Here is a 21902-nt window from a genome sequence, read left to right as displayed (position 1 = left end):
AACAGGCCGATCACCTTCTTGGCGATCGCGTCTGCGTTGACGAAGCTCAGCGTACGCACTTCGCGCAGGTCGACCCCGGCGGCGGCACTCCCGGCGGCGGCACTCCCGGCGGCGGCACTCCTGGCGGTGGCACCCCTGGTGGTGGCACTCCCGGTGCTGGCACCCCCGGCGGCGGCATAGTCGCAACAAACGATCCAACCGGCATTGACTGCGGCGTGTCTGCAGGCGGTAGCTGCAACGGTTCGCTCGATGGTTTGATCGTCTTGGCGAGTGCAGTATCCGGAAACGGCGACCTTGGATCGGGCGGCGCGCCCGCTGATGTGGCTGACACCGCCTCCAACGGCACTGCCGGTGGCAATGGCACCGGTGGACTGTCTGCTAACGCGAGCATCGCTGGGCCGACCGCTGATAGCCTTGGCGGGACGGCTGATGGTAACGGCGCGGGTTCGAACGGCTTGTCCGCCGACCTGGCTGACAACGCCTCCAACGGCACTGCCGGTGGCAACGCTACTGGTGGGCTGTCTGCCAACGCCGGCATCGCTGGACCGACCGATGGCCTTGGTGGAACGACTGGCGGTAATGGTGCGGGTTCGAATGGCTCGTCTACCAACACGGCTGGCAACGCAACGGGTGTTGCTCCCAATGGTGCTGCCGGTGGCCTCGGATCCAGCGGCGCGCCTGCTGATGTGGCTGACACCACCGCCAACGGCACTGCCGGTGGCAACGCTACTGGTGGGCTGTCTGCTAACGCCGGCATCGTTGGACCGACCGATGGCCTTGGTGGAATGGCTGGCGGTAACGGTGCGGGTTCGACTGGCTCGTCCACCAATACGGCTGGCAACGCAACGAGTGTTGATCCCAACGGTGCTGCCGGTGGCAACGGTACTGGTGGACTGTCTGCCAACGCCGGCATCGTTGGACCGACCGATACTCTTGGTGGAACGGCCGGCGGTAACGGTGCGAGTTCGAATGGCTTGTCCACCGACACGGCCGGTAACGCAACGGGTGTTGCGCCCAACGGTGCTGACGGTAGCGGCAATGTCGGATCGAGTGGCGCGCCCGCAAACATTGCTGGCAACCTCCCAAGCGGGACCGCCGGCGGCAATGGTGTCGGCGGATTGTCCGCTAACGCGACTACCGCCAATCCGGTCGGCGTTCCTAGTGGAACGACTGGCATATCGGAAACCGGTCTGAGCGGCCTGCTTGCCTATCTGGATGACATCCAAGCTGATAACGCAGCCAACGGTGCTGCCGGCGGTGGCAATGCGGGATCGGGCAGTGCCGGCGTGGCCGGCAATGCCCCCAGCGGCAATGGCACCGGTGGACTGCCTGCCGACGCGACTGCTGCCAGCGGGCTGGCTGGCAACGCAACAGGTGTTGCTTCCAGCAGCGCTTCCGATGGTGGCAATGCCGGATCGGGCAGTGCGCCTGCTGGTGTGGCCGGCAATGTCCCCAACGGGACTGCCGATGGCAATGGCACCAGTGGACCGCTTGCCGGCACGGCTGCTCCCAGCGGAGCGGCTGGCGGTAGCGGTGCGGGGTCGAATGGCCTGCCCGCCAACACGGCTGGCAATACAACCGGTGTCGCTCCAAACGGCGCTTCCGGTGGCGGCAATATCGGATCGGACAACGCGCCTGCCAGCGTAGCTGGCAACGTCTCCAACGGGACTGCCGACGGCAATGGCGCTGGTGGGTTGTCTGCCGACGCGACTGCTCCCAGCGGAACGGCTGGCGGTAGCGGCGCAGGCTCGAATGGTCTGCCCGCCGACATGGCTAACAATGCCCCCGGTGCTCCTAACGGCGCGGTCGGTGACGGCAATGTCGGATCGGGTGGTGCGCCTGCTGGCGCAGCTGGCAATGTTCCTAATGGGACTGCTGGCGGTGCGGGGTCGAATGGCCTGCCTGCCAACACGGCTGGCAATACAACCGGTGTCGCTCCCAATGGCGCTGCCGGTGGCGGCAATGTCGGATCGGGCAATGCGCCCGCTGACGTTGCTGGCAACGTCCCTAATGGGACCGCCGGAGGTGGGCTGTCTGCCAACACGACCGCTAGCGCTCCTGGCGGGACAGCTGGCGGTAACGGTACTGGCTCGAACGACCTGCCCGCCAACACGGTCGGCAATGCAACCGGTGTTGCACCCAACGGCGCTGTCGGTGGTGGCAATGTCGGATCGGGCAGTGCGCCCGCCGATGTGGCGGCCAACGTTCCCAACGGCGCTGCAGGAGGCAATGCAACTGGTGGATTGTCTGCCAACACGGCTGCTCCTAACGGGACGGCTGGCAATAACGGTACTGGTTCAAAGGGCTTGCCCGCCAACACGGCTGGCAACGCAACCGGTGTTGCTCCCAACGGTGCTGTCGATGGTGGTAATGTCGGATCGGGCAATGCGCCTGCTGGCGTTGCTGGCAACGTCCCTAATGGGACCGCCGGAGGTGGGCTGTCTACCAACACGACCGCTGGTGCTCCCAGCGGGACATCTGGCAGTAACGATACTGGTTCAAATGGCCTGCCCGCCAACATGGCTGGCAATACAACCGGTGTCGCTCCCAACGGTGCTTCCGGTGGCGGCAATGTCGGATCGGGTAATACGCCTGCCGGCGTGGCTGGTAATGTGCCCAATGGGACTCCCGGTGGCAATGGCACTGATGGGCTACCCGCCGATACGATTGCTCTTAACGAGCCTGCTGGCGGCGCCGAGTCGAATGGGCTGCCCGCCGGCATGGCCAACAATGCACCCGGTGTTGCTCCAAACGGGACTGCCGGCAGCAATGGCACCGATGCGCTGTCTGCCGACACGACTGCTCCTAGCGGGCCGGCTGGCGGTAACGGTGCAGGGCCGAATGGCCTGCCTGCCAACGCGGCTGGCAATACGACCGGTGTTGCCCCCAACGGTGCTATTGGTGGCGGCAATGTCGGATCTGGCGGTGTACCTGCCGGCGTGGCTGGCAATGTCCCCAACGGGACTGCCGGCACCAATGGCACTGGTGGGCTACCTGCCGACATGGCTAACAATGCATCCGGTGTTAACCCCAACGGTGCTGTCGGTGGCGGCAATGTCGGATCGGGCAATGCGCCTGGCGGCATGGCTGACAATGTCCCCAACGGGACTGCCGGCGATAATGGCACCGGTGGACTGTCTGCCGACACGACCGTTGTCGCTCCTGGCGGGACGGCTGACACATCGGATAACCGTCTGAGTGGGCTGCTTGCCTATCTGAACGGCATTCAAGCTGGTGAAAATCCCAAAGATGCTGCCAATCGGCTTTCCGCGAACACGACCGCGGGTGCCCCTAATGGCACGGCTGGTGATGATACTGGCTCGAATGGCCTGCCCGCCAACCCGGCTGGCGACTTGACTGGTGTTGCTCCCAACGGTGCTATCGGCGGCGGCAATGTCGGATCGGGCAGCGCGCCCGCCGGCGTTGTTGGCAACGTTCCCAATGGGACTGCCGGCGGCAATGGTACCGCTGGACTGTCTGCCAACACGACCGCTGGCGCTCCTGGCGGAACGGCTGGCGGTAACGGTACTGGTTCGAATGGCCTACCTTTCAACTCGGCTGGTGTCGTTCCCAACGGTGCTGTCAGTGACGGCAATGTCGGATCTGGCGATGTGCCCGCTGGCGTTGCTGGCAATGTCCCCAATGGGACCGCTGGAGGCACCGGTGAGCTGTCCGCCGACACGACCGCTGGCGCTCCTGGCAAAACGGCTGACACATCGGACAACCGTCTGAGTGGCCTGCTTGCCTATCTGAACGGCATTCAGGCTGGGGAAGATCCCCGCGACGCTGCCGGTCGGCTGTCTGCCAACACGGCCGCTGGTGTCCTTGATGGGATGGCTAATGGTACTGGTCCGAATGGCCTTCCTGCCAATACGGCTGGCGACGCAAAGGGAGTTGCTCCCAACGGTGCTGTTGGTGGCGCAAATGTCGGATCGGGTGGGGCGCCTGCCGGTGTGACTGGCAACAACCTTCCCAATGCCGGCGGCAATGGATCTTATGCCAACACGATCGCCGGTGCTCCTAGCGGAACAACTGGCACATCGGAAACTGGCATGAGTGGCCTCATTGCCTCTCTGAACAGTATCCAATCTGGAGTTGCTCCCAATGGCACCGCCGGTACGCCGTCTGCCAACACGACCGCAGGTGCTCCTGGCGGGACGACTGGCGGTAACGGTGCCGGCTCGAATGGCCTGCCTGCCAACATGGCTGGCAATCCAAACGGTGTTGCTCCAGGTGCTACGGTTGGCGGCCTTGGATCAGGCACGCCTGCCGGCGTGGCTGGCAACGTCCCCAACGGGATTGCCGGCGGCAGTGGTATAGCCGGGCTGTCTGCCAACACGATGGCTGGCGGCGCCGGTGCGGGCTCGAATGGCTTGGCCGCCAATATGGCTGGCATCGCAGCCGGTGTTGCTCCAAACGGCGTTGCCGGCAGTGGCAATGTCGGATCGACTGTCGCGCTTGCCGGCATGGTCTGCGCTCCTGCTGCCAATGTTATCAATACCGGCAGGAACGGCGTGCTCGCCTTTGCGGACGGTAACCCGGCTCAGGGGGCCTTCAATAATGGCGTTGCCATTGGCACCAAGCCGAACCAGCTGAACGTTGATGCCATTCCTGCGATCGAAATCAAGGATTTCGCCAAGATCAAGGTGATACGCCCGGTCTATGACGTGCCGGATTCAGAGATCAATGAGCAGGTGAAGCGTATCGCCGAAGCAACCCGCACCTACAGGCCAAAGGAGGGAAAAGCCGCCAAAGGGGATCGGATCACCTTCGAATACGCTGGCAAGGTGAGTCAGGCCGCCCTCAGCGCTGCCGCTAAGCAAGCCGTGGTGCTGGGCTCCAGGGGGGCCATCCCCGGTTTCGAGGATCAGTTGATTGGCACCAAGGCAGGCGATCAAAAGCAGATCACCATTACTTTCCCGAAGACCTATCAAGTCGCGCATCTTGCCGGCAGGGAAGTGACTTTTGACGTCACGGTCAAGGAAGTGGCCAAACCCGGCAAGCTGGTGCTCAACGATGGGGTCGCAAAGAGCCTCGGGGTGGATTCACTGGCGCGCCTGCGGGAAGTTGTGCGGGATCGTATCGAGAACCAGTTCGGCTCGGTGACGCGCCAGAAAGAAAAGCGGCAACTGCTTGAGCAGATCGAGGCTTCCTATCAGTTCGAGGTGCCCTCGAAACTGATCGAAGCTGAGTTCAACAACATCTGGGCGCAAGCCACCCGTCAGCTTCAGACAGCCGGCCGCACTTTCGCCGACCTCGGCACGACTGAGGAGAAGGCGCGCGTCGAATATGCCCGCCTGGCAGAGCGGCGCATACGCGTGGGCTTGATCCTTGTGGAGGTAGGAAAGAGAGCCAAAATCTCTGTTTCCGACCAGGAACTGCAACGCGGTCTGCTGTTGCAGATCGGTGGCTTCCCGGCCAATCAGCAACAGCAGGTCTTGAACTTCTACCGCTCCAACCCACAGGCGTCGAATGCGCTGCGCGCGCAACTGTTCGAGGAAAAAGTCGTAGACTATCTTCTCGGTCAGGTTTCGGTCACTGCCAAGAAGGTAAGCAAGGAAGAGTTGCTGGCGTCAGACATGGCCACGAAGGCAACTGTGAAAAAGAACGCCGAGTAACATAGTATTCGACAGGTCACGAAGGCCGCCTCCAGGCGGCCTTCGCTGTTCATGACACCTGCGCCTTTTTCTGAAGGAGAAGCGGGATGTGGAGCGCTAGATAGTCGATGAAGGAGCGAACCTTCAGAGACACTTGCCGTCGTGATGGATGCACCGCAAAAAGTGCCGGCCCTTCAGTGTGATAGTCTTTCAACAATGGAACCAGCCTATCGGCGCGAATATCGTCATCGACCACGTACCAAGGCGCCAATGTCAGACCGAGCCCTTTGGTTGCCGCCACCCTCAAGAGCTCACCGTTGGAGGCTCGCATTCTCCCTGCCACGTCAACCGCTTTCCGCTCGCCGCTTTGCGAGACGAAGGTCCAGCGCCCTATCGGCAGGCGCAACGTGTAGACCAGGCATTGGTGGTGGGCGAGGTCTTCCGGGGTCTTCGGCTCACCATGGCGCGCGATGTAGGCCGGCGAAGCGCAAAGGATCAACGGCATGTCGGCAAGCCGCCTTGCGATCAGCGTGGAATCGACGAGATTGCCAATTCGGATCGCCATATCATACCCCTCCTGGAGCAGGTCGACAGTACGATCGCTGAGCGTCAGATCGATCTGCATCTGTGGGTTCGCGACAAGATAATCTGCGATCACAGGGCCGAGCTTTTGCATCCCGAAGGTGATTGGCGCGGTGATGCGCAGGATGCCGCGCGGCGTTCCCTGCAGCTCCATTGCGGCGAGCTTCGCCTCTTCTGTCTCATCCAAGATTCGGCGAACCCGTTGGAGGAAGATCTCGCCCGCCTCAGTGAGTGCCATGCGGCGTGTGGTTCGATGCAGCAGCCTGGCGCCGAGCCAACCCTCAAGTGAGCGGATATGATTTCCCACTGCGGCCGGCGACAGCGTCAGGTCTCGGCCGGCCGCGGAAAGGCTGCCGCTTTCGACCACGCGTGCGAACACTTCCATGCTGAGGAGGCGGTCCATTTCGGCATACCTTTTAGCAAGGCTAACAAGTCACGTTAGTCTTTGAGGGATTATACAGCAAAGGAGAAAAGTGCAGTCTCGGCACCAGTGGTTCTGACAGCCGGAGAATGTACGATGAGCCTTCGAGAAAAAGTCGCGTTGGTGACCGGAGCGTCGCGGGGGATCGGTGCCGCGACGGCCCACAAACTTGCCGCTCGTGGTGCGGCTGTGGCGGTCGCCTACAAGGAAAATCAAAGTGGTGCCGAGAAAGTCGTCTCGGCGATACGCGCAAGCGGAGGGACCGCTGCTGCCTTTCAGGTCGCGATCGAAGATGACGCTTCGGTGCAGCAACTGCTTGCCGACGTTGTGAAAGCCTTTGGTCGTATAGACATCTTGGTCAACAATGCAGGCGTCGCCGGCACACGGTCGTTTGGGGAAATCGACTTCCCTTTCTTTGCCCGACTGTTCCACAGCAATGTCTGGGGTACGATCCAGCTCACCCAGCAGGCGGTTCCCCACTTTCCGGAGTCCGGTGGGCGTATCGTGAACCTGTCGTCGCAGCGCGCCTTCTCTCCACGAGACGGGACCGGAGTCTACGCCGCCAGCAAGGCGGCAATCTCAACCTTGACCCAGGCGTTCGCGATCGAACTCGGTTCGAGAAACATCACGGTCAACGCGGTGGCTCCCGCTGTCACCGACACCGACATGACCGCCAAAATGCCTGCTGAGAAAAAAGCAGGTTACGCAGCGCTCACGCCTTTGAAGCGGCTTGCCGAACCCGACGACATCGCTGACGTCGTTGCTTTTCTCGCTTCGGACGATGCGCGCTGGATAACCGGACGCACGATACTCGCCGATGGTGGGCTGACCTGATCTGTGGCGTCACTGGATAAATGGCTCGACGGCCTTCGTGCAATCACATATTTCTGTATCGATCGATATAAAAATGGGTGACGCATGTCTAAATTCGAATTTTCCGGCAAGACGGCTCTCGTCACGGGCGCAGGAAGCGGCATCGGGCGCAGCATCGCGATAGCCTTGGCGGAGGCGGGAGCCAAGACGGTCGTGGCTGGGCGACGGGTGTCGGAGCTGGAAGATACCGCGGCTATTATCCGCGATGTCGGTGGCGACGCCCTCTGCGTCGCTGCGGATGTGACCGACGAGGCATCGGTCAGCGCTCTGGTCGGGCAGGTGGGGCCATTGCATGTCGCCGTAAATGCCGCAGGAACCGTGCTTGGCGGCGCGGTCGATGAAATGGATGCTGAAGCGTTCGCCCGCGTCTTCCAGGTCAACGTCACCGGTCTATGGTTGTCGATGAAGCATGAAATCCGCACCATGAAGGGGACAGGCGGCGGCGTCATCGTCAATATCGGTGCGAATATCGGAGCGCGGATCGTTCGCCCGACGATGGGGGCCTATGCCGCATCCAAGGCTGCGGTCAGCAGCCTGACACGAACAGCGGCGTTGGAAGCCATTTCAAGCGGCGTCCGTATCAACTGTCTTTGCCCAGGACCGGTGGATACACCTCTCTCCATGCGCCCCGGAGAGGATCGAGCCGCACGCGACGCACGCGTGGCAGCCACCAATCCTTCAAAGCGCGTCGCATCCACCGATGAGATCGCCGGTGCCGCGCTGTGGCTCGCATCCGACGCTGCCTCCTACATCGTCGGCCAGGATGTCGTCATTGACGGCGGTGCTTCGGCATGAGGATCGACAGGCGCGGGCACCAACGCCGGCTGCTGGGATTGGCCTTGGTTTCTGCGCGAGACGAAAGGGCGGGCGGCGTCACATTGGCTCTGTCAGATCATGTGGATCACGTTTCGTCAAAGACACAGGTCGGTTGCATCTTTACGTGCTGTGCCACGGCAATGGAGCGGTATGTCTTGATGATCGGGCATCTGCGCATGAATTCGCGCGTTAGCTCACGAAATTCATCCATGTCCACAACATTGACACAGATGAGAATGTCGGTGTCGCCGGTTATGACATCGCAGCACGACACCTGTGGCGAAGCCCTCAACACGTCCAGCAACTCGTTGAACATTTGGAGCTGATGGGAGGACAGGGATATCTCAACCCAGATTGCCATCTTGCGCACTGCATAGACACGGTTGACGATCGATATGTCTCCAACAATCACGCCGGTGTCACGCAGGCGGCGGATTCGCCGATGACACGCGGGCTGGGAAATACCCACTTTGTCGGCCAGTTGCTGAAAGGTCTGCAAGCTGGACTGCTGAAGCAGATTCAGCAGTTTTCGATCGATGCGATCCAGATTCACCCTGGTTGAAGACATTGAGTGCTCCATAAACCCACCAAGGTCCTAGGCTCAACGATGTTTCCGGACAAGGGCGCTCGCGGCCTCGCGTTGCGAGATGTCATGACCGATTTATGCGCGTGAGTGCGGGACAGGTTATAGAATCGCCGGCCAGCCGCCCAAAAAAGAGAAAATCATAAGGCGGGCCAATGCGATGATCGGCTGGTGTCAGTCTCGAAGCCAAGCGCTTCGCATCATCGCAGAGCAGCAGGTTCGAATGCCGTCGTACGCCACCGATACAATTCTCGCCCAAGGGGCGGGCCAGGAGCATGATCCCACGGGGGCGATCGTTTCGCCTATCCATCTGGCAACGACGTTCCTGCGCCCGGTCGAAGGCGATCCGTCGACAGAATGGAGCTACAGTCGCTACGGCTATCCGGGATTGGAGCAGCCTGAGGCAACGCTCAAAACCCTTGAGGGCGCAGCTGACTGCCGGCTGTTCAGTTCCGGCATGTCCGCCATGACAGCGGTGATCATGGCGCTTCGACCTGGGGATCATTGCCTGTTTCCCATCGACATGTATCACGGCCTCAGGACCTGGTTGCAGGCACACTCCAACCATTGGGGCATGCGGGTCGACCATGTCGACATGACCGATCCTGATAAGGTCCGCGCCGCGGTGATCCCCGGCGTGACGCGCCTTGTCTGGCTTGAAACACCCTCCAATCCCCACTGGCATGTCTATGACATCGCCAGCCTGGCTGGGATAGCGCATCGGGCAGGAGCCAAGCTCGTCGTCGACAACACGGTGGCGACGCCGATACTCACCCAACCTATCAGTCTAGGCGCCGACATTGTCGTCCATTCAGCCACCAAATACCTGAACGGGCATAGCGATGTCCTGGCCGGCGCCGCACTGACGGCAGCCGATGACGATTTCTGGAAGCGGGTCGCATTGAACCGCGACTATCACGGCGGCATCCTTAATCAGTTTCAGGCTTTCATGCTTCTGCGCGGCATGCGCACACTCCATCTTCGCATCGCCCGTTCTTGCGAGTCAGCCATGGCGCTGGCCAACGCGCTTCAGGGTCATCCCGGGCTAACAGAGGTTTTCTACCCCGGCTTGCCAACGCATCCCGGTCACGCCCTGGCATCCCGCCAGATGGCAGGCGGGTTCGGCGGCATGCTCTCCATCGTCGTTGCAGGAGGTGAGGGCGAAGCGAAGCGGATTTTGACGCGCACACGTCTTTGGAAGCCGGCAACCTCGTTGGGAGGGGTGGAAAGTCTGATCGAGCGGCGTGGCGCGGTCGAAGGCCCCTGTTCTCATGTCGATCCCGGCCTTTTGCGCCTTTCGGTCGGGATCGAGGCTACCGCGGATCTGATCGACGATCTCCTCGCAGCACTTTCCCCAGCCAATTGACGATTTTTCCCCGCATCACCCATCTCAAAAGGAATGTGCAATGACCCTTCCTAGTCGCAACGAAAAGCCGGTACCTGCCGTCGTCACGCAGATGGCCGGGATGGTGGCCGCCAACACGATGGACAGGCGCGAGTTCCTGACCATCGCCAGCACCATGGGGCTTTCGGCTGCAGCGGCCTACGGATTGCTCGGCCTGTCGGCTCCGATGCCCGCACAGGCGCAAAGCCCCAAGAAGGGTGGCGTGCTGAAGGTCGGTATGTTGGTCAAGCCTCTTAAGGATCCGCGCACGTTCGACTGGGGAGAGATGGGCAATCTCGGGAGGCAGATGCTCGAACCTTTCGTCAAATATACTGCTGATTTCACCTTCGAGCCCGTTCTACTCGAGAGCTGGGATGTCAATGACGACGCCACTGAATATGTCCTGCATCTGCGCAAGGGCGTTAAATGGAACAATGGCGATGATTTCGACGCCACGGACGCGCTCTTCAACCTCAATCGCTGGTGCGACAAGGGGGCGGAAGGCAACTCCATGGCCGGTCGCATGGCAGCGCTCGTTGATCCCGCGACCGGCAAGGCCCGCAAGGGCGCCCTCACCAAGGTCGATGATCACACCATCAAGCTGACCTTGGCGAATTCGGATATTTCCATCATCGCCAGCTTCGCGGATTTTCCGGCATTGCTGGTACACCGAAGCTTCGAGGAGACCGGCGGCGATCTGGTCAAGCACCCGATCGGCACCGGTCCGTTTGAACTTGTCTCCTTCGAGACCTCGGTTCGAGCGGTATACAAGCGCCGCCAAAGCGGTTGGTGGGGTGGCGAAACATATCTGGATGGCGTGGAATTCATCGACTACGGCAGCGATCCGAACGCATTGGCAAGTGCTTTCGAGTCCGGTGAGGTCCATGCCAATTTCGAAACCACCGGCGATCAGGTCGCGGTTTTCGACGCATTGGGTCTTTCGCGTAGCGAGGTGTTGACGGCAGGAACCCTTGTTGCCCGCTTCAACGTGACCAAAGCCCCCTATGATGATCAGCGCGTTCGCAAAGCCATGCAGCTTGCGGTCGACAACGAGGCCGTCCTCCAGATCGGCTACGGTGGTCTCGGCAGCGTAGCCGAGAACCATCACGTGTGCCCGATCCATCCCGAATATTTTGAGCTGCCCAAAATGACGAGGGACATAGCAAAGGCCAAAGCGCTCATGGAGGAAACCGGCAAGATCGGGTTCGAACACGAACTGATCAGCGACGATGAGGACTGGCACAAGAACACCGCAGACGCGATCGCCGCTCAGTTCAGAGAAGCCGGTTTCAAGATCAAGCGTACCGTGCTGCCAGGTTCGACCTTCTGGAACGACTGGACGAAATTTCCGTTTTCGCTGACCGGGTGGACCATGCGTCCGCTCGGCGTACAGGTTCTTGCCCTCGCTTACAGGTCGGGAGAGGCCTGGAATGAAACGGCGTTTTCCAACAAGGAATTCGATGCAAAGCTCAGTGAGGCGCTCTCGATCGCAGATGTGAAGAAGCGGCAAGCTGTCATGGGCGACGTCGAGAAAATCCTTCAGGATTCCGGGGTGATCATCCAACCTTATTGGCGCAAGATATTTGTGCACTTCGCCGCAACGCTGAAGAACCATCGTGCGCACCCGTTGAACGAACTGAATTTTGAAAAAGTGTGGCTGGATGCGTGAGCTCGGCCGGATGTTCCAGTAGCGAGGCGACAATGTTGGGCGATGCCGAAATCGAAAAGGCCGCGCGCGCCATTTCGGATGCGGAAAGGAATGCAGCCGCCATGCCGCCGCTCAGTGGCGGCTATCCTGGCCTTGCCCTCGCCGACGCTTATCGCATTCAGGAACGACTGAACTCGATGCGCGAGCAGCAGGGTCTTGCATTCGCCGGCTATAAGATCGGCCTCACCTGGCGAACAACACAGATCGCGTGCGGCCTCACGGAACCGATCTGCGGCCGCATACTGGCCGATGCCGTGTTCTCCAACAACGTTACGCTCCAAGCGGCGCCTTACATCAGCCCGCAAATCGAGGTGGAACTCGCCTTCGTCATGGCCTGTGACGTGGACGCACCACTACGCACGGCCGGGGAAGCGCTGGCTGTCACCGACCATGTGATGCCGGCGCTGGAGCTGGTTGATTTCCGTATGGCGGCGCCACGTATCGTGGCCGATACCGTGGCGGATAATTCGGCCTTCGCCGGCGTCGTCCTCTCCAGCCACCGGCTGCGTCCTCAGGATGTGGATACGCGCTGGATGGGAGCTACCTTGGCGCGCAATGGCGTTGTCGAAGTCAGCGGCGTGGCGGCGATGGGTATGGGACACCCGGCTTCCTGTGTGGCCTGGTTGGCAAACACACTGCTGGAACGGGGAGAGCGTTTGCGCGCTGGCGACCTGATCATGTCAGGTGCTTTCGCCGCAGCATTGCCCGTTGTGACAGGTGACCGCTTCGAAGCCGATTTTGGGCCCTGCGGCGGACTGGAGATTTCTTTCCAGTAATTGCTGTGCCTAACCGTACAGTGCCGCTATGCGTATCTTTAACCGCAACCATTTGACAGGACGCCGCGACGCGAGTTCAACTCAAGCGCGCGGGGTTATTTTCTGGTATCAGTGGCCGTCGAGCTGTCGGGTTGGGGACGTCTCAAAGGCGTCGTGGTCAAGCCAAATCGGATTGGACTTGCGTGCCACCTGCGTTGCACCCGGCAGAAATTCGCCTGCCGGCAGATCTGAAGAACTTACATCAGGGGCTCGGATGGTGGGCGTGACAGGGATTGAACCTGTGACCCCTACGATGTCAACGCCTACGAAGGCGAAGAGAAGCAAAGGCAAAAAGTAGCAAAGCACTGCAAAACATTGCAAACAATATCAATGGCTTATCGGAAGGTGCGTATCACATGCGTGCCATGCAAAGACATCGATGGTGTTCAGTCCATTGGTGAAATCGGGGGATCAATTCGGAAGACCGCTACCGCCGATCCCCCAGGCTCAGGTTACTCGGATTTCCATCATGTGATCGCCGCATCGCACATCAGCTCCCGACTATCACAATCCGATCGTTGTTTCGGATAGCTGCCCCAAAATAAGGCACTTCAGCGCGAGACCTCTTGGAAACCCTGACCACCAACCGTACGCCTTCAGCAGGCTTGCCAGGGGCTGTGACGTACCAGCGATTGCTGGTGGTGGTGAGAACCAAAAAGGGAAAATCGTGCGTAAAGTGTGTCTCGGAGTATTCGGTGCCGCCGTCCTTTCATTGTCGGGGCTGTCCCCGGTGTCAGCACAAACCGCGGCTGAGATGAATGCCACCTTGGACATGCTCTTTGGTGCGCACGTTCCCTACCAGAAATTCCTTGATGATCTGAAGGAGGCCTTGGCCAAAGAAGACAAGGTAGCTGTCGCCGGCATGGTCAACTATCCCTTCCAGGCGCGCATCGATGGCAAGGCTGTGAAAATCCGGGACGCAACGCACTTCGTCGCCGATTACGACAAATTCATAACTGCCAAGGTGAAGCAGGCCGTCGCGAAGCAGGCATACGCCACTTTGTTCGCAAACTGGCAGGGTGTTTCCATTGGTGATGGCGAACTTTGGTTTTCAGCGATTGGCAGTGGAAGCAACGTCAGGATCACCGCAATCAACGATTGATCCCAGACCGTCGTATTTGGACAAAGGAGAGGCCGATGTTGAGGATCTGTGCCGCTGTCGCATTCATTCTGGGGGCTATGTGGAGTGTTGCCCAAGCGCAAGCCGGAGGGACGGTTGAATGCCATTCGCGCAACTATCAATATGATGAATGCTGGGCTGGATCGCTCAGCAAGCCGCAACTCATTCATCAGATATCGAACGCCGCCTGCATCCTGAACAGGACCTGGGGTTATAATCCGCGCAGTAAGTATATCTGGGTCGGCGAGGGCTGCTCGGGTGTTTTTGCCGATGTCGCAGGATATCACTACGGGCGCGGGGATGGCTTTGATCCTTCGGCGCGCATGTATGATCACCGTGGTCGTGATGTCGGGGCAGTCGTCGCAGGTGGCGTAATCGGCGCGCTTGTGGCGGGCATGGCGCAAGAGGGGAAGGCGGCGCGTCATACCACGTCCAACTACCACGACAGCGGTGGCTACAATGGGTGCCACGGTGCCGGATGCCTAGTCGACAATCCTGACGATGCTGTCGACAACACACCGCAGTTCGACAAGGAAGGCGAGCCCAATTTCGATGAACATGGCAATTATCAAGGATGCCACGGGGCTGGTTGTCTGGTCGACGACCCGGAGGATAGCGAATGAAGAACGTTGTGCGGCTTCCGATACTCTCCGCCTGTCTTGCCTTTCTGCTCGCGCAGCTGCCAGCGCTCCCCGCTCAAGCGGAAGGGAGCCTGGGTTTCGATATCAACATAACGCTTTCACCAAAGGCTGCGGCCAAGCTCAAATCGGCTAACGAAGGTATCACGGTTGGGGCGTCGTACTATGGCGATCCCAAGAAGGGCGTGAAAAAATTCGTCAACGAGATGGGTATGCTCGACCTCAGATCTGAAACCCTCAGCCTTCCGGGCGAGCCTGGCATAGCCCACATCACCGGTCGCGATGTTCCAGCCGAACGGCTAACGTTCCTGAACGGGCCAGTCAGCGTTAACGTCAACATCTGGTCGTCTCGTAAGTCCGGCGAAGACAACATCCTGAATTGCGATTTTATCGATGGCGAGGTCGCTAAAGTTGCGAAAACACCGCCAATCACACTGCATTGTTCGCTGATCTCCGAGAATTTGGAGAACAAGACTTATCCGTGAGACTGGCTTCCGCAGTTGGAAGCTTATCTACGCAAGTAAACTTGTCCGCAGTGATAATGCGAGACGCCTCAAGAACTCAGCAAAGCTGGACATGTCATCATCGCCTAGGTCGCTGGTCGCGAGTCTGGAGACCATATCCTCGAAAACGCAAAATAAACTCACTCTCAAATGTAGTTCGTGCGCCCTTTTGAAGATACCTTAAGATATATCTCTGTCAGAAAGCGGTCAAAATAACATAAAGCGCGCATCAAATTGCGCGCAGCAATTGAACTTAAAGCTGCGGCGAATTTTATGTGGAGTAAGCGCCCAAGTCAGGGGCTACGCATCATAAATGTTGTTGGCGACGTTTTGAACCAATCAAAGCTTAATCTGCTTGAGAACATTCCCGACGAATGGGGGCCAAAGTTTCAAGCGATCAGCGGGGCTGTCGCGTACACTCGCACAGGGCCGAACTCTATCAGCTTTCGCGCGGCCTCGCATATGGCGCTGGTGATGCTAACGCCACAGCCAGACCGAGAGATGGCACTGAGCTCTGAACGTAAGTCGGTTTTCCTGGCTCCAGTAGGGAGTGTTGAAATCATTCCAGCCGATGCTGACTTGTTCGCGCGCTGGAGAGAACCGAAGGAAAACCTGCTGCTGGCCCACGCCCCGGATCAGCTTTCGAGGCTGGTGGAATTAGAATTTGAGGCGGCAAGCTTCGAGTTTCGCCCGCCTGGACCCGGGCATGTCGACGATAAAGCTCTCATTCTTGCTGGCATGGTTCGTGAAGAGTTTCTGCGGGGGTGTTCCGCAGATAAACTATATTTTGATTCTCTGATCACAGTTTTATCAACATATCTATTGAGATCTTACTCAACGCTAAGCGATCGCAAAAGGAAGATAAGTCGAGGAGGGCTTTCAACCAAGGCGTGGCGAGATACTCAAGAATATATCCGCGCTCATATCGCAGATGAATTGTCTATAGATCGGTTGGCTATAGTTGCCAACCTGTCGCCAAGTCATTTTCTGCGAGCTTTCCGACAGAAGGCTGGGCAGTCGCCACATCAATATGTGCTCGCCACAAGGCTCGAACTCGCAGAGCAGCTCATTACGACCACTAGCTTGCCATTGAGGGAGATCGCGGCCCGTGGCGGTTTTTCCAGTCACAGCCATATGTCCGCATTGATGCGGGAACGTAAATTCACGACGCCGAGCGCGCTCCGACGTGCTCGGACCGGCCGTTGAATGAAGCAGATATTCTCTTCAACGTTAGGCTTTGTCGTTCGATTTTGAGTAACACAAGGAAACAATCGGTGAAGTTCACATTTGGACTCTTTGCTGTTCTTCTCGGCGTCGCCGCTGCTATCCCATTGTCAACTCCCAACGCTGGCGATTGCGACAGGGCTACAGGAGGCCAGGCTGGTTTGAACGATTGTTTCGGCAAGGTCTTCAAGAAGGCCGACGCCGAACTTAACAAGCTCTACAAGGAAATCAGGGCGCGGCTGAAGGATGACGCTGACACCACGCGACTGTTGGTCGCCACGCAGAAAGCTTGGATCTCCTACCGCGATGCGGAATGCGCTTTCCAAGCTACTGGCGGCGGCAGCATTGCCGGTCTGGCTTACCCGATCTGCCAGGCTGCTCTCACCCGCAGTCGGATCAAGGATTTCAAGGGTTATCTCAAGTGCCAGGAGGGGGATACAAACTGCCCCGTTCCTGCGGCGAACTGAGTTTTTATCGAAGGAAAATCGTGCGGTTATGCACGAGGGCCGAGTTCTCCTCGGTCTGGTTTGTCTTTGCCTTTTCAGAAAGGATCCGTTTCATGAACAATGCGGTGTTGGGCGCCACATTTGCTGGCGTGCTCTGTTTGGTTACTGGTTGCAAGACTTCGGACGGCAGCGATTGGGTGAAGGATGAAACACCGCGCAGTGCTGCCCAGCAGGACTATGCCGAATGCAAGTACCAGGCCGAAAGCGCTACAGCGACCATTGGCACCAATTCGCACCCAAAGACAATGACGGACGCCATCGGCGATGGTATCGGCGATGGGATCGTCAAGGGAATGGAGCAGTCCGATCTCATCAAGGATTGCATGCGAGCCCGTGGCTATAACCAGCCCTGAAATCCGGCGCTTCCGCGGTTAGCTCGTCAGTGACGACATCGTTCTCGGATCGTCAGGAGGTTTAGGTATCCAACGCTGGAATTTAAAGTCATCCAGGGGTTTCGGAATTGGGTCGGCGTTGTTGCTGCTTCTGTTCGTGGTGAGTTGGCTGGCGCCTGCGGCGCTGGCTCAAGGGACTGCCACCGGAAACCAATTGAATGTCGGCGTATATGTCAGTCCGCCCTTCGTCATGAAGGACGGCGCGCACTATTCGGGTATGGCGATTGACCTGTGGGAAGCAACCGCCAAGCCCTTGGGGGTCACCTACGCCTACCATGAATATCCGAGCTTCGAGGCGTTGACGGAGGCCGTGCAGAGGGGCGAGGCGGATGTCGCCGTCTCTAACCTGACTATCACCAAGGACCGGGTCGAGCGTATCACCTTCTCACAGCCTTGGTACGATGCAGGCTTGCGCATCATGGTGGCTGAGCGCGGTCGCGCTGGCTTCGGGCAGGTCCTCAGCGGATTGGAGCGAGCGGGCCATATCACGACCATGGCTTGGCTCGCCACTATCATAGCCGTCGCGACGCTGATGCTGGCACTGTTCTACCGCCGCTTCGATCCGGATTTTCCACGTAGATGGCACGAAGGGTTGGCCGAGAGTTTCTATGAAGTCATGTCAGTCGCGACTTCCGGCAAGGTTACTCGAGCCAATGCATTGGGATGGATCGGCCGCATCTCGGGCGGCGTCTGGATGGTCTGCGGCGTTGCCGTCATTGCCTACTTCACCTCGTCGGTCACCAGTGTGATGACGGCGCTGACGCTGACGCATCAGATCAATTCTCTGGCCGATCTTCCGGGACGCACCGTCGGAGTGCGCGGCGGTAGCGTGGCTGAACGTTACTCCAATGAACTCAGGCTTGTGACCCGGTCCTACAGCAACATCGATGATGCCGTGGCCGGCCTCGGTTCGGGCGAAGTTGCGGCAATCACAGGCGACGCTCCGGTCCTGGAGTACTATGCGCATACACATGCCAAATCGCCGTTGGCGGTAGTCGGCCCTATTTTCCACCCCGACAAGTACGGCTTTGCCTTCCGGCATGGCGACAACCTTAGCCATGCGATCACGTTGCAAATCCTGGCACTGCAGGAAGAGGGCGAACTGGAAGCGTTACGTCGCAAATATTTCGGTAACGAGCGCTGACATAGCTGGGCATGCTTTACAGAATTCGTGGCGCACTCCCTCTAGGCAAGGCGCCGAACGAGTGGTGCGCCTTGAGCCGGACTAGCAGACATTCTGTTGCTATCGCCCTTTGCGAATTTCCGACGGAGTGGCATTCCATGTTCGTTTCATCAATGTCGTCATGTGACTGCTGCTGGCAAACCCGGTCGATTTTGCGATCAGACTCAGAGGCGTATCGGTATTGACGATGAGATTTCGAGCTCTCGCGAGTCGAGCACTGATGACAAATTGATGCGGAGGCTGACCCGTCGTCTGCCGGAATGCCCGGATGAAATGGCTTGGCGAGAGGCGTACAACTGAGGCAAGCTGTTCCACGCTCAGGCTTTGATCAAGGTTCTCTTCGATGAAATCTCGCACCTTTTTCCAGATGGCGGGAGGCAGTCCGCCATTGGACGGACGAGACGAGCGTTCCTTGAACGTCGAATGGGCACGGATCAGATAGATCGAATAGGCTATGACCAGCGCGTCGAGTGCTTCCTCGCAGAACGGATCTCTGTTCTCGAGTTCCCGCAGCATATACGATGCCAACATGTGGGCCCGCTTGTCGACGAAGCCGAACTTTGGTGGGTGTAGCTCGAACGTTTCCGTGTCAAATTCCGCACCAGCGAGCTGAGTGGGGCGTGCTGGGTCGATGTCGACACGCAGGCTGCTTTTTTCGCTTGTCCAGCTCGCGAGCGCCTGATTGTTTGCTGGTACAAGATCAAATGCTCCAAGCGGAGCAATCCCAAGAACCTTTCGATCGCTGTTAAGTGCAAGTCCCCACTCCGGAATGACTGAGAGATGGATGACTGTGCAGTGCGCTGATTGTTGAACCTCCGTATCATCGGGGTTGGTGCGCGTGTGTGCGACGGCAGCTCCCTTGAGCAAGATCTGAGGTCCCCAGCTCTTCAACCTTCCATTCAGCATCCAGATCCCCTGATCCAATCCCCCGCTGGTGTAGTGAGCACAGCTTAGAGCTCTCGAATGGCTCCCAACTTTTGCCAAGGTATGAAAACACTAGCAGAGATATGGAGATGCTCGAATTTAGACTTTTTAGAAAGTGATCTTTTTCTGAAATTGCAGGAATAGAGGCTCTTGTTGTCAATCGGCCTGGAATGGGGACCCTGGATCGGCGCGCAAAAGGGACCCCTGTAGGGCACCACGGTTAGCGCTCGCCGGGCGAAGCTGGTCTGGGTTGCGCAGGCCGGCGAGCGCGGATCGGCGTTATGGGGTGATCAGGCGCGGTTCTTGAATCGCCAGGATTCGTTTCCGGTCTCGATGATCTCGCAGTGATGGGTGAGCCGGTCGAGCAGCGCCGTCGTCATCTTGGCGTCGCCGAAGACAGCGGGCCATTCGCCGAACGCCAGATTGGTGGTGACGATGATCGAGGTGCGCTCGTAGAGCCTGCTGATCAGGTGGAAGAGCAACTGCCCGCCGGCTTGCGCGAAGGGCAGATAGCCGAGTTCGTCGAGGACGACGAAGTCCAATCGGGTCAGGTAGTCAGCGATACGGCCCTGCTTGCCACCGCGGTGCTCGGTCTCGAGCCGGTTGACGAGATCAACGACATTGAAGAAGCGACCGCGCGTCCCGTTGCGGATGAGGGATCGGGCAAGGGCAATCGCCAGATGTGACTTGCCGGTTCCGGTGCCGCCGATGAGAACGGCGTTACGCTGGTCGGCGACGAAGGTGCCGTTGGCAAGGTCCCTGACCAGCACCTCGTTGACCGGCGTGCCGTCGAAGTCGAACTCCTCGATGTCCTTGGCGATCGGCAGCTTTGCGACGGTGAGCTGGTATTTGATGGAGCGCGCCTGCTTCTCGGCGATCTCGGCCGACAGCAGATCGCCGACGATCCTCGGCGGCTCGTGCTGGCGCTTGATGCCGGTCGCCATAACCTCGTCATAGGCACTGCGCATGCCGTAGAGCTTCAACGTTCCCATCAGATCCAGAACCTGCGTGCGTTCCATCAGCTTGCCCTCCTGAGGCTGTCGTAGCGGGCACAGTCGGCCTGCGGCTCATGGCGCAGGCGAAGAGCGTCCGGGGTGAGAATGGTGATGGCTGGCGCCGGATCGCGCCGCCGCGCCAGAATGTTGATGATGACAGCTGACGAGCAGACGTTCTGGTCGAGCGCCTCTTGGCAGGCGGCCTCCACGGCATCGATCCCGTCGGTCAACACCGCAGCCAGGATCGCCACCATCTGGCGATCACCGTCATCCGAGGACTTCAGTCGGCGCCGGGTCCGCTCCATCGCCGAGGGCAGAACCCAGTCCTGGAACGGCGCGCCATTGCGCAATGCGCCGGGCTTGCGGGCGAGCACGGGGACATAGTGCCAGGGATCGTAAATGGTCTCACCGCGCCCGAACGAACGGGCGTGTTCGGCGACGACAACGCCATCCTGCCGGATGACGATCCTGCTGGCATAGGCCTGGATCTCGACCGGTCGGCCCACGGCAGTCGACAGCACCGAGTATTTGTTGTTGTCGAAGCGCACCGTGCAGGTCTTCGATACCGAGGCGGGGACCGTGTGGAAGCCGTCGAAGGGGCCGCGATACTCGACAAGTTTGCCGCGCTCCTCCTCGAACACCTCCCAGATCGTGCGCTCCGGCTGATCGATATGACGGTGCGTCTTGGTGTAGGCGATGCATTTGTCGAGCAGCCAGGCGTTGAGTTCCTCATAGGATTTGAAGCGCAGCCGCGGCGTGAAGAAGCGCTCGCGCACCAGCCCGACCTGGTTCTCGACTTGACCCTTCTCCCAGCCCGACGCCGGCGTGCAGGCGACCGGCTGCACCAGATAATGGCTGCACATCTGCAGGAAGCGGCGATTGTATTGCCGGTCCTTGCCGACGAATACCGTCTCAACCGCCGTCTTCATGTTGTCGTAGATGCCGCGCGTGCAGGTGCCGCCAAAGAAGGCGAAGGCCCGGTCGTGCGCGTCGAACACCATCTCCTGCGTCTCGCGCGGATAGGCTCTGACGAACATCATGCGGCTGTGGCAAAGCCGGACATGGGCAACCTTCACGGTCACAGTCACGCCATTGATGAGGACGATCTCGTGGCTCCAGTCGAACTGGTAGGCTTCACCCGGCGCGAAGAACAACGGCACATAGGCTTCCGCCGTCGCTGATCCCTGCGCCTTCGCCCAGCTCTTGGCGTATCGGCGAACCGCGTCGTAGCTGCCGTCGTATCCGAGACCGCGGAGCTCCTCAAAGATTCGGATCAGCGTTAGCCGCTCGCGCCCCGCCTTGCCGTGATTGCCACCTAAAAGCCCGTCGAGCTGATCCTGCCAGGGGCCGATCTTTGGCATCGGCTGATGCTCACGCTCGTAACGGAACTCCGTCGCGTTCGACCGCAGCACCTTCCGGACAACCTTCCGCGATATCCTCAACTCGCGGCAGATCTCCTTGATCGACTTCCCCTGGACCAGCGAAAGCCGACGTATCTTCGCAATCGTCTCCACAACCAACATCCAAAACAAATGCCCCCGATGAAACCGAAGGCAGTGTGACAACCCTGCGTTACAGGGGTCCTTTTTGGACGCCGGTCACCCCTGAAACGGGGTCCTTATTCCACGCCGAAACACA

The 21902-nt window shown here is 59.4% G+C and carries 17 protein-coding genes and 2 pseudogenes; 14 read left to right on the top strand and 5 right to left on the bottom strand.

The window, feature by feature from the left end:
* Both AO692_RS33570 and tig read left to right on the top strand, forming a co-directional pair.
* Nucleotides 1-180 (top strand): hypothetical protein (locus tag AO692_RS33570; protein WP_210168309.1); only part of this gene is annotated, 180 nt, incomplete at its 5' end.
* A gap of 4412 nt (nucleotides 181-4592) precedes the next feature.
* Nucleotides 4593-5579, top strand: a pseudogene (gene tig / locus AO692_RS33540) (trigger factor); the annotation flags it as partial.
* Nucleotides 5580-5667: 88 nt separating this feature from the next.
* Here the strand turns inward: tig and AO692_RS28415 are convergent.
* Nucleotides 5668-6582, bottom strand: coding sequence for a LysR family transcriptional regulator (locus AO692_RS28415; protein ID WP_054313403.1), 915 nt, complete (start codon nucleotides 6580-6582; stop codon nucleotides 5668-5670).
* Nucleotides 6583-6696: 114 nt separating this feature from the next.
* Between AO692_RS28415 and AO692_RS28410 the strand changes: the two genes are divergently transcribed.
* Together AO692_RS28410 and AO692_RS28405 are read left to right on the top strand one after the other, a co-directional pair.
* Complete coding sequence (locus tag AO692_RS28410; protein ID WP_082407617.1) at nucleotides 6697-7434, top strand: glucose 1-dehydrogenase; 738 nt, start codon at nucleotides 6697-6699, stop codon at nucleotides 7432-7434.
* An 84-nt stretch (nucleotides 7435-7518) separates the two neighbouring features.
* Nucleotides 7519-8268, top strand: a complete 750-nt coding sequence (locus AO692_RS28405; protein WP_054313402.1) for an SDR family oxidoreductase — start codon at nucleotides 7519-7521, stop codon at nucleotides 8266-8268.
* A gap of 106 nt (nucleotides 8269-8374) precedes the next feature.
* On the opposite strand, the gene AO692_RS28400 is transcribed toward AO692_RS28405, so the two are convergent.
* Complete coding sequence (locus AO692_RS28400) at nucleotides 8375-8857, bottom strand: Lrp/AsnC family transcriptional regulator (protein ID WP_054313401.1); 483 nt, start codon at nucleotides 8855-8857, stop codon at nucleotides 8375-8377.
* A 238-nt stretch (nucleotides 8858-9095) separates the two neighbouring features.
* Between AO692_RS28400 and AO692_RS28395 the strand changes: the two genes are divergently transcribed.
* From AO692_RS28395 to AO692_RS28350, 10 genes are all read left to right on the top strand, one after another.
* Entirely contained in the window at nucleotides 9096-10238 is a 1143-nt protein-coding gene (locus AO692_RS28395; protein ID WP_054313400.1) for a PLP-dependent aspartate aminotransferase family protein, read from the top strand.
* A gap of 40 nt (nucleotides 10239-10278) precedes the next feature.
* Entirely contained in the window at nucleotides 10279-11925 is a 1647-nt protein-coding gene (locus AO692_RS28390; RefSeq protein WP_054313399.1) for an ABC transporter substrate-binding protein, read from the top strand.
* A gap of 32 nt (nucleotides 11926-11957) precedes the next feature.
* Complete coding sequence (locus AO692_RS28385; RefSeq protein WP_054313398.1) at nucleotides 11958-12740, top strand: fumarylacetoacetate hydrolase family protein; 783 nt, start codon at nucleotides 11958-11960, stop codon at nucleotides 12738-12740.
* 706 nt (nucleotides 12741-13446) lie between these two features.
* Nucleotides 13447-13881: a hypothetical protein gene (locus AO692_RS28380; RefSeq protein WP_054313397.1), complete on the top strand. Its 435-nt coding sequence runs from the start codon at nucleotides 13447-13449 to the stop codon at nucleotides 13879-13881.
* 35 nt (nucleotides 13882-13916) lie between these two features.
* Nucleotides 13917-14522 (top strand): DUF3011 domain-containing protein, encoded by a 606-nt coding sequence (locus AO692_RS28375; RefSeq protein WP_054313396.1) that lies wholly within the window; start codon nucleotides 13917-13919, stop codon nucleotides 14520-14522.
* Nucleotides 14519-15022: a hypothetical protein gene (locus tag AO692_RS28370; RefSeq protein WP_054313395.1), complete on the top strand. Its 504-nt coding sequence runs from the start codon at nucleotides 14519-14521 to the stop codon at nucleotides 15020-15022. The genes AO692_RS28375 and AO692_RS28370 overlap by 4 nt, the downstream gene beginning before the upstream one ends.
* Nucleotides 15023-15274: 252 nt before the next feature.
* Nucleotides 15275-16246, top strand: a complete 972-nt coding sequence (locus tag AO692_RS28365; RefSeq protein ID WP_152980003.1) for a helix-turn-helix domain-containing protein — start codon at nucleotides 15275-15277, stop codon at nucleotides 16244-16246.
* Nucleotides 16243-16731, top strand: coding sequence for a lysozyme inhibitor LprI family protein (locus tag AO692_RS28360; protein WP_244483533.1), 489 nt, complete (start codon nucleotides 16243-16245; stop codon nucleotides 16729-16731). Before AO692_RS28365 ends, AO692_RS28360 begins: the two co-directional genes overlap by 4 nt.
* A gap of 92 nt (nucleotides 16732-16823) precedes the next feature.
* Nucleotides 16824-17123, top strand: coding sequence for a hypothetical protein (locus AO692_RS28355; protein ID WP_054313392.1), 300 nt, complete (start codon nucleotides 16824-16826; stop codon nucleotides 17121-17123).
* A gap of 118 nt (nucleotides 17124-17241) precedes the next feature.
* Complete coding sequence (locus AO692_RS28350) at nucleotides 17242-18306, top strand: transporter substrate-binding domain-containing protein (RefSeq protein ID WP_244483532.1); 1065 nt, start codon at nucleotides 17242-17244, stop codon at nucleotides 18304-18306.
* 99 nt (nucleotides 18307-18405) lie between these two features.
* Here the strand turns inward: AO692_RS28350 and AO692_RS28345 are convergent, their stop codons facing one another.
* The 3 genes and pseudogenes from AO692_RS28345 to istA all read right to left on the bottom strand — a co-directional run bounded on the left by AO692_RS28345 (nucleotide 18406) and on the right by istA (nucleotide 21787).
* Nucleotides 18406-19251: an AraC family transcriptional regulator gene (locus AO692_RS28345; protein WP_152980002.1), complete on the bottom strand. Its 846-nt coding sequence runs from the start codon at nucleotides 19249-19251 to the stop codon at nucleotides 18406-18408.
* Nucleotides 19252-19559: 308 nt separating this feature from the next.
* On the bottom strand, nucleotides 19560-20288 hold the full coding sequence (gene istB / locus AO692_RS28340; protein ID WP_054308547.1) for an IS21-like element helper ATPase IstB: 729 nt from the start codon (nucleotides 20286-20288) through the stop codon (nucleotides 19560-19562).
* Nucleotides 20221-21787 (bottom strand): annotated as a pseudogene (gene istA / locus AO692_RS28335) (IS21 family transposase). The gene istB and the pseudogene istA overlap by 68 nt, the downstream one beginning before the upstream one ends.
* Nucleotides 21788-21902: the final 115 nt, after the last annotated feature.

This window comes from Mesorhizobium sp. 1M-11 (genome assembly GCF_001303895.1).
Lineage (GTDB): Bacteria > Pseudomonadota > Alphaproteobacteria > Rhizobiales > Rhizobiaceae > Mesorhizobium.
Note: the sequence above shows the minus strand (reverse complement) of the source record. Positions and strands in the feature narration are given on the sequence as shown.

Bases quoted from the DNA above. Each gene is read 5' to 3' on its own strand.
- AO692_RS28355 (WP_054313392.1), top strand. From the start codon at position 16,824: ATGAACAATGCGGTGTTGGGCGCCACATTTGCTGGCGTGCTCTGTTTG.
- AO692_RS28415 (WP_054313403.1), bottom strand. From the start codon at position 6,582: ATGGACCGCCTCCTCAGCATGGAAGTGTTCGCACGCGTGGTCGAAAGC.
- istB (WP_054308547.1), bottom strand. From the start codon at position 20,288: ATGGAACGCACGCAGGTTCTGGATCTGATGGGAACGTTGAAGCTCTAC.
- AO692_RS28375 (WP_054313396.1), top strand. From the start codon at position 13,917: ATGTTGAGGATCTGTGCCGCTGTCGCATTCATTCTGGGGGCTATGTGG.
- AO692_RS28395 (WP_054313400.1), top strand. From the start codon at position 9,096: ATGCCGTCGTACGCCACCGATACAATTCTCGCCCAAGGGGCGGGCCAG.
- AO692_RS28370 (WP_054313395.1), top strand. From the start codon at position 14,519: ATGAAGAACGTTGTGCGGCTTCCGATACTCTCCGCCTGTCTTGCCTTT.
- AO692_RS28385 (WP_054313398.1), top strand. From the start codon at position 11,958: ATGTTGGGCGATGCCGAAATCGAAAAGGCCGCGCGCGCCATTTCGGAT.
- AO692_RS28405 (WP_054313402.1), top strand. From the start codon at position 7,519: ATGTCTAAATTCGAATTTTCCGGCAAGACGGCTCTCGTCACGGGCGCA.
- AO692_RS28400 (WP_054313401.1), bottom strand. From the start codon at position 8,857: ATGTCTTCAACCAGGGTGAATCTGGATCGCATCGATCGAAAACTGCTG.
- AO692_RS28390 (WP_054313399.1), top strand. From the start codon at position 10,279: ATGACCCTTCCTAGTCGCAACGAAAAGCCGGTACCTGCCGTCGTCACG.
- AO692_RS28345 (WP_152980002.1), bottom strand. From the start codon at position 19,251: ATGCTGAATGGAAGGTTGAAGAGCTGGGGACCTCAGATCTTGCTCAAG.
- AO692_RS28410 (WP_082407617.1), top strand. From the start codon at position 6,697: ATGAGCCTTCGAGAAAAAGTCGCGTTGGTGACCGGAGCGTCGCGGGGG.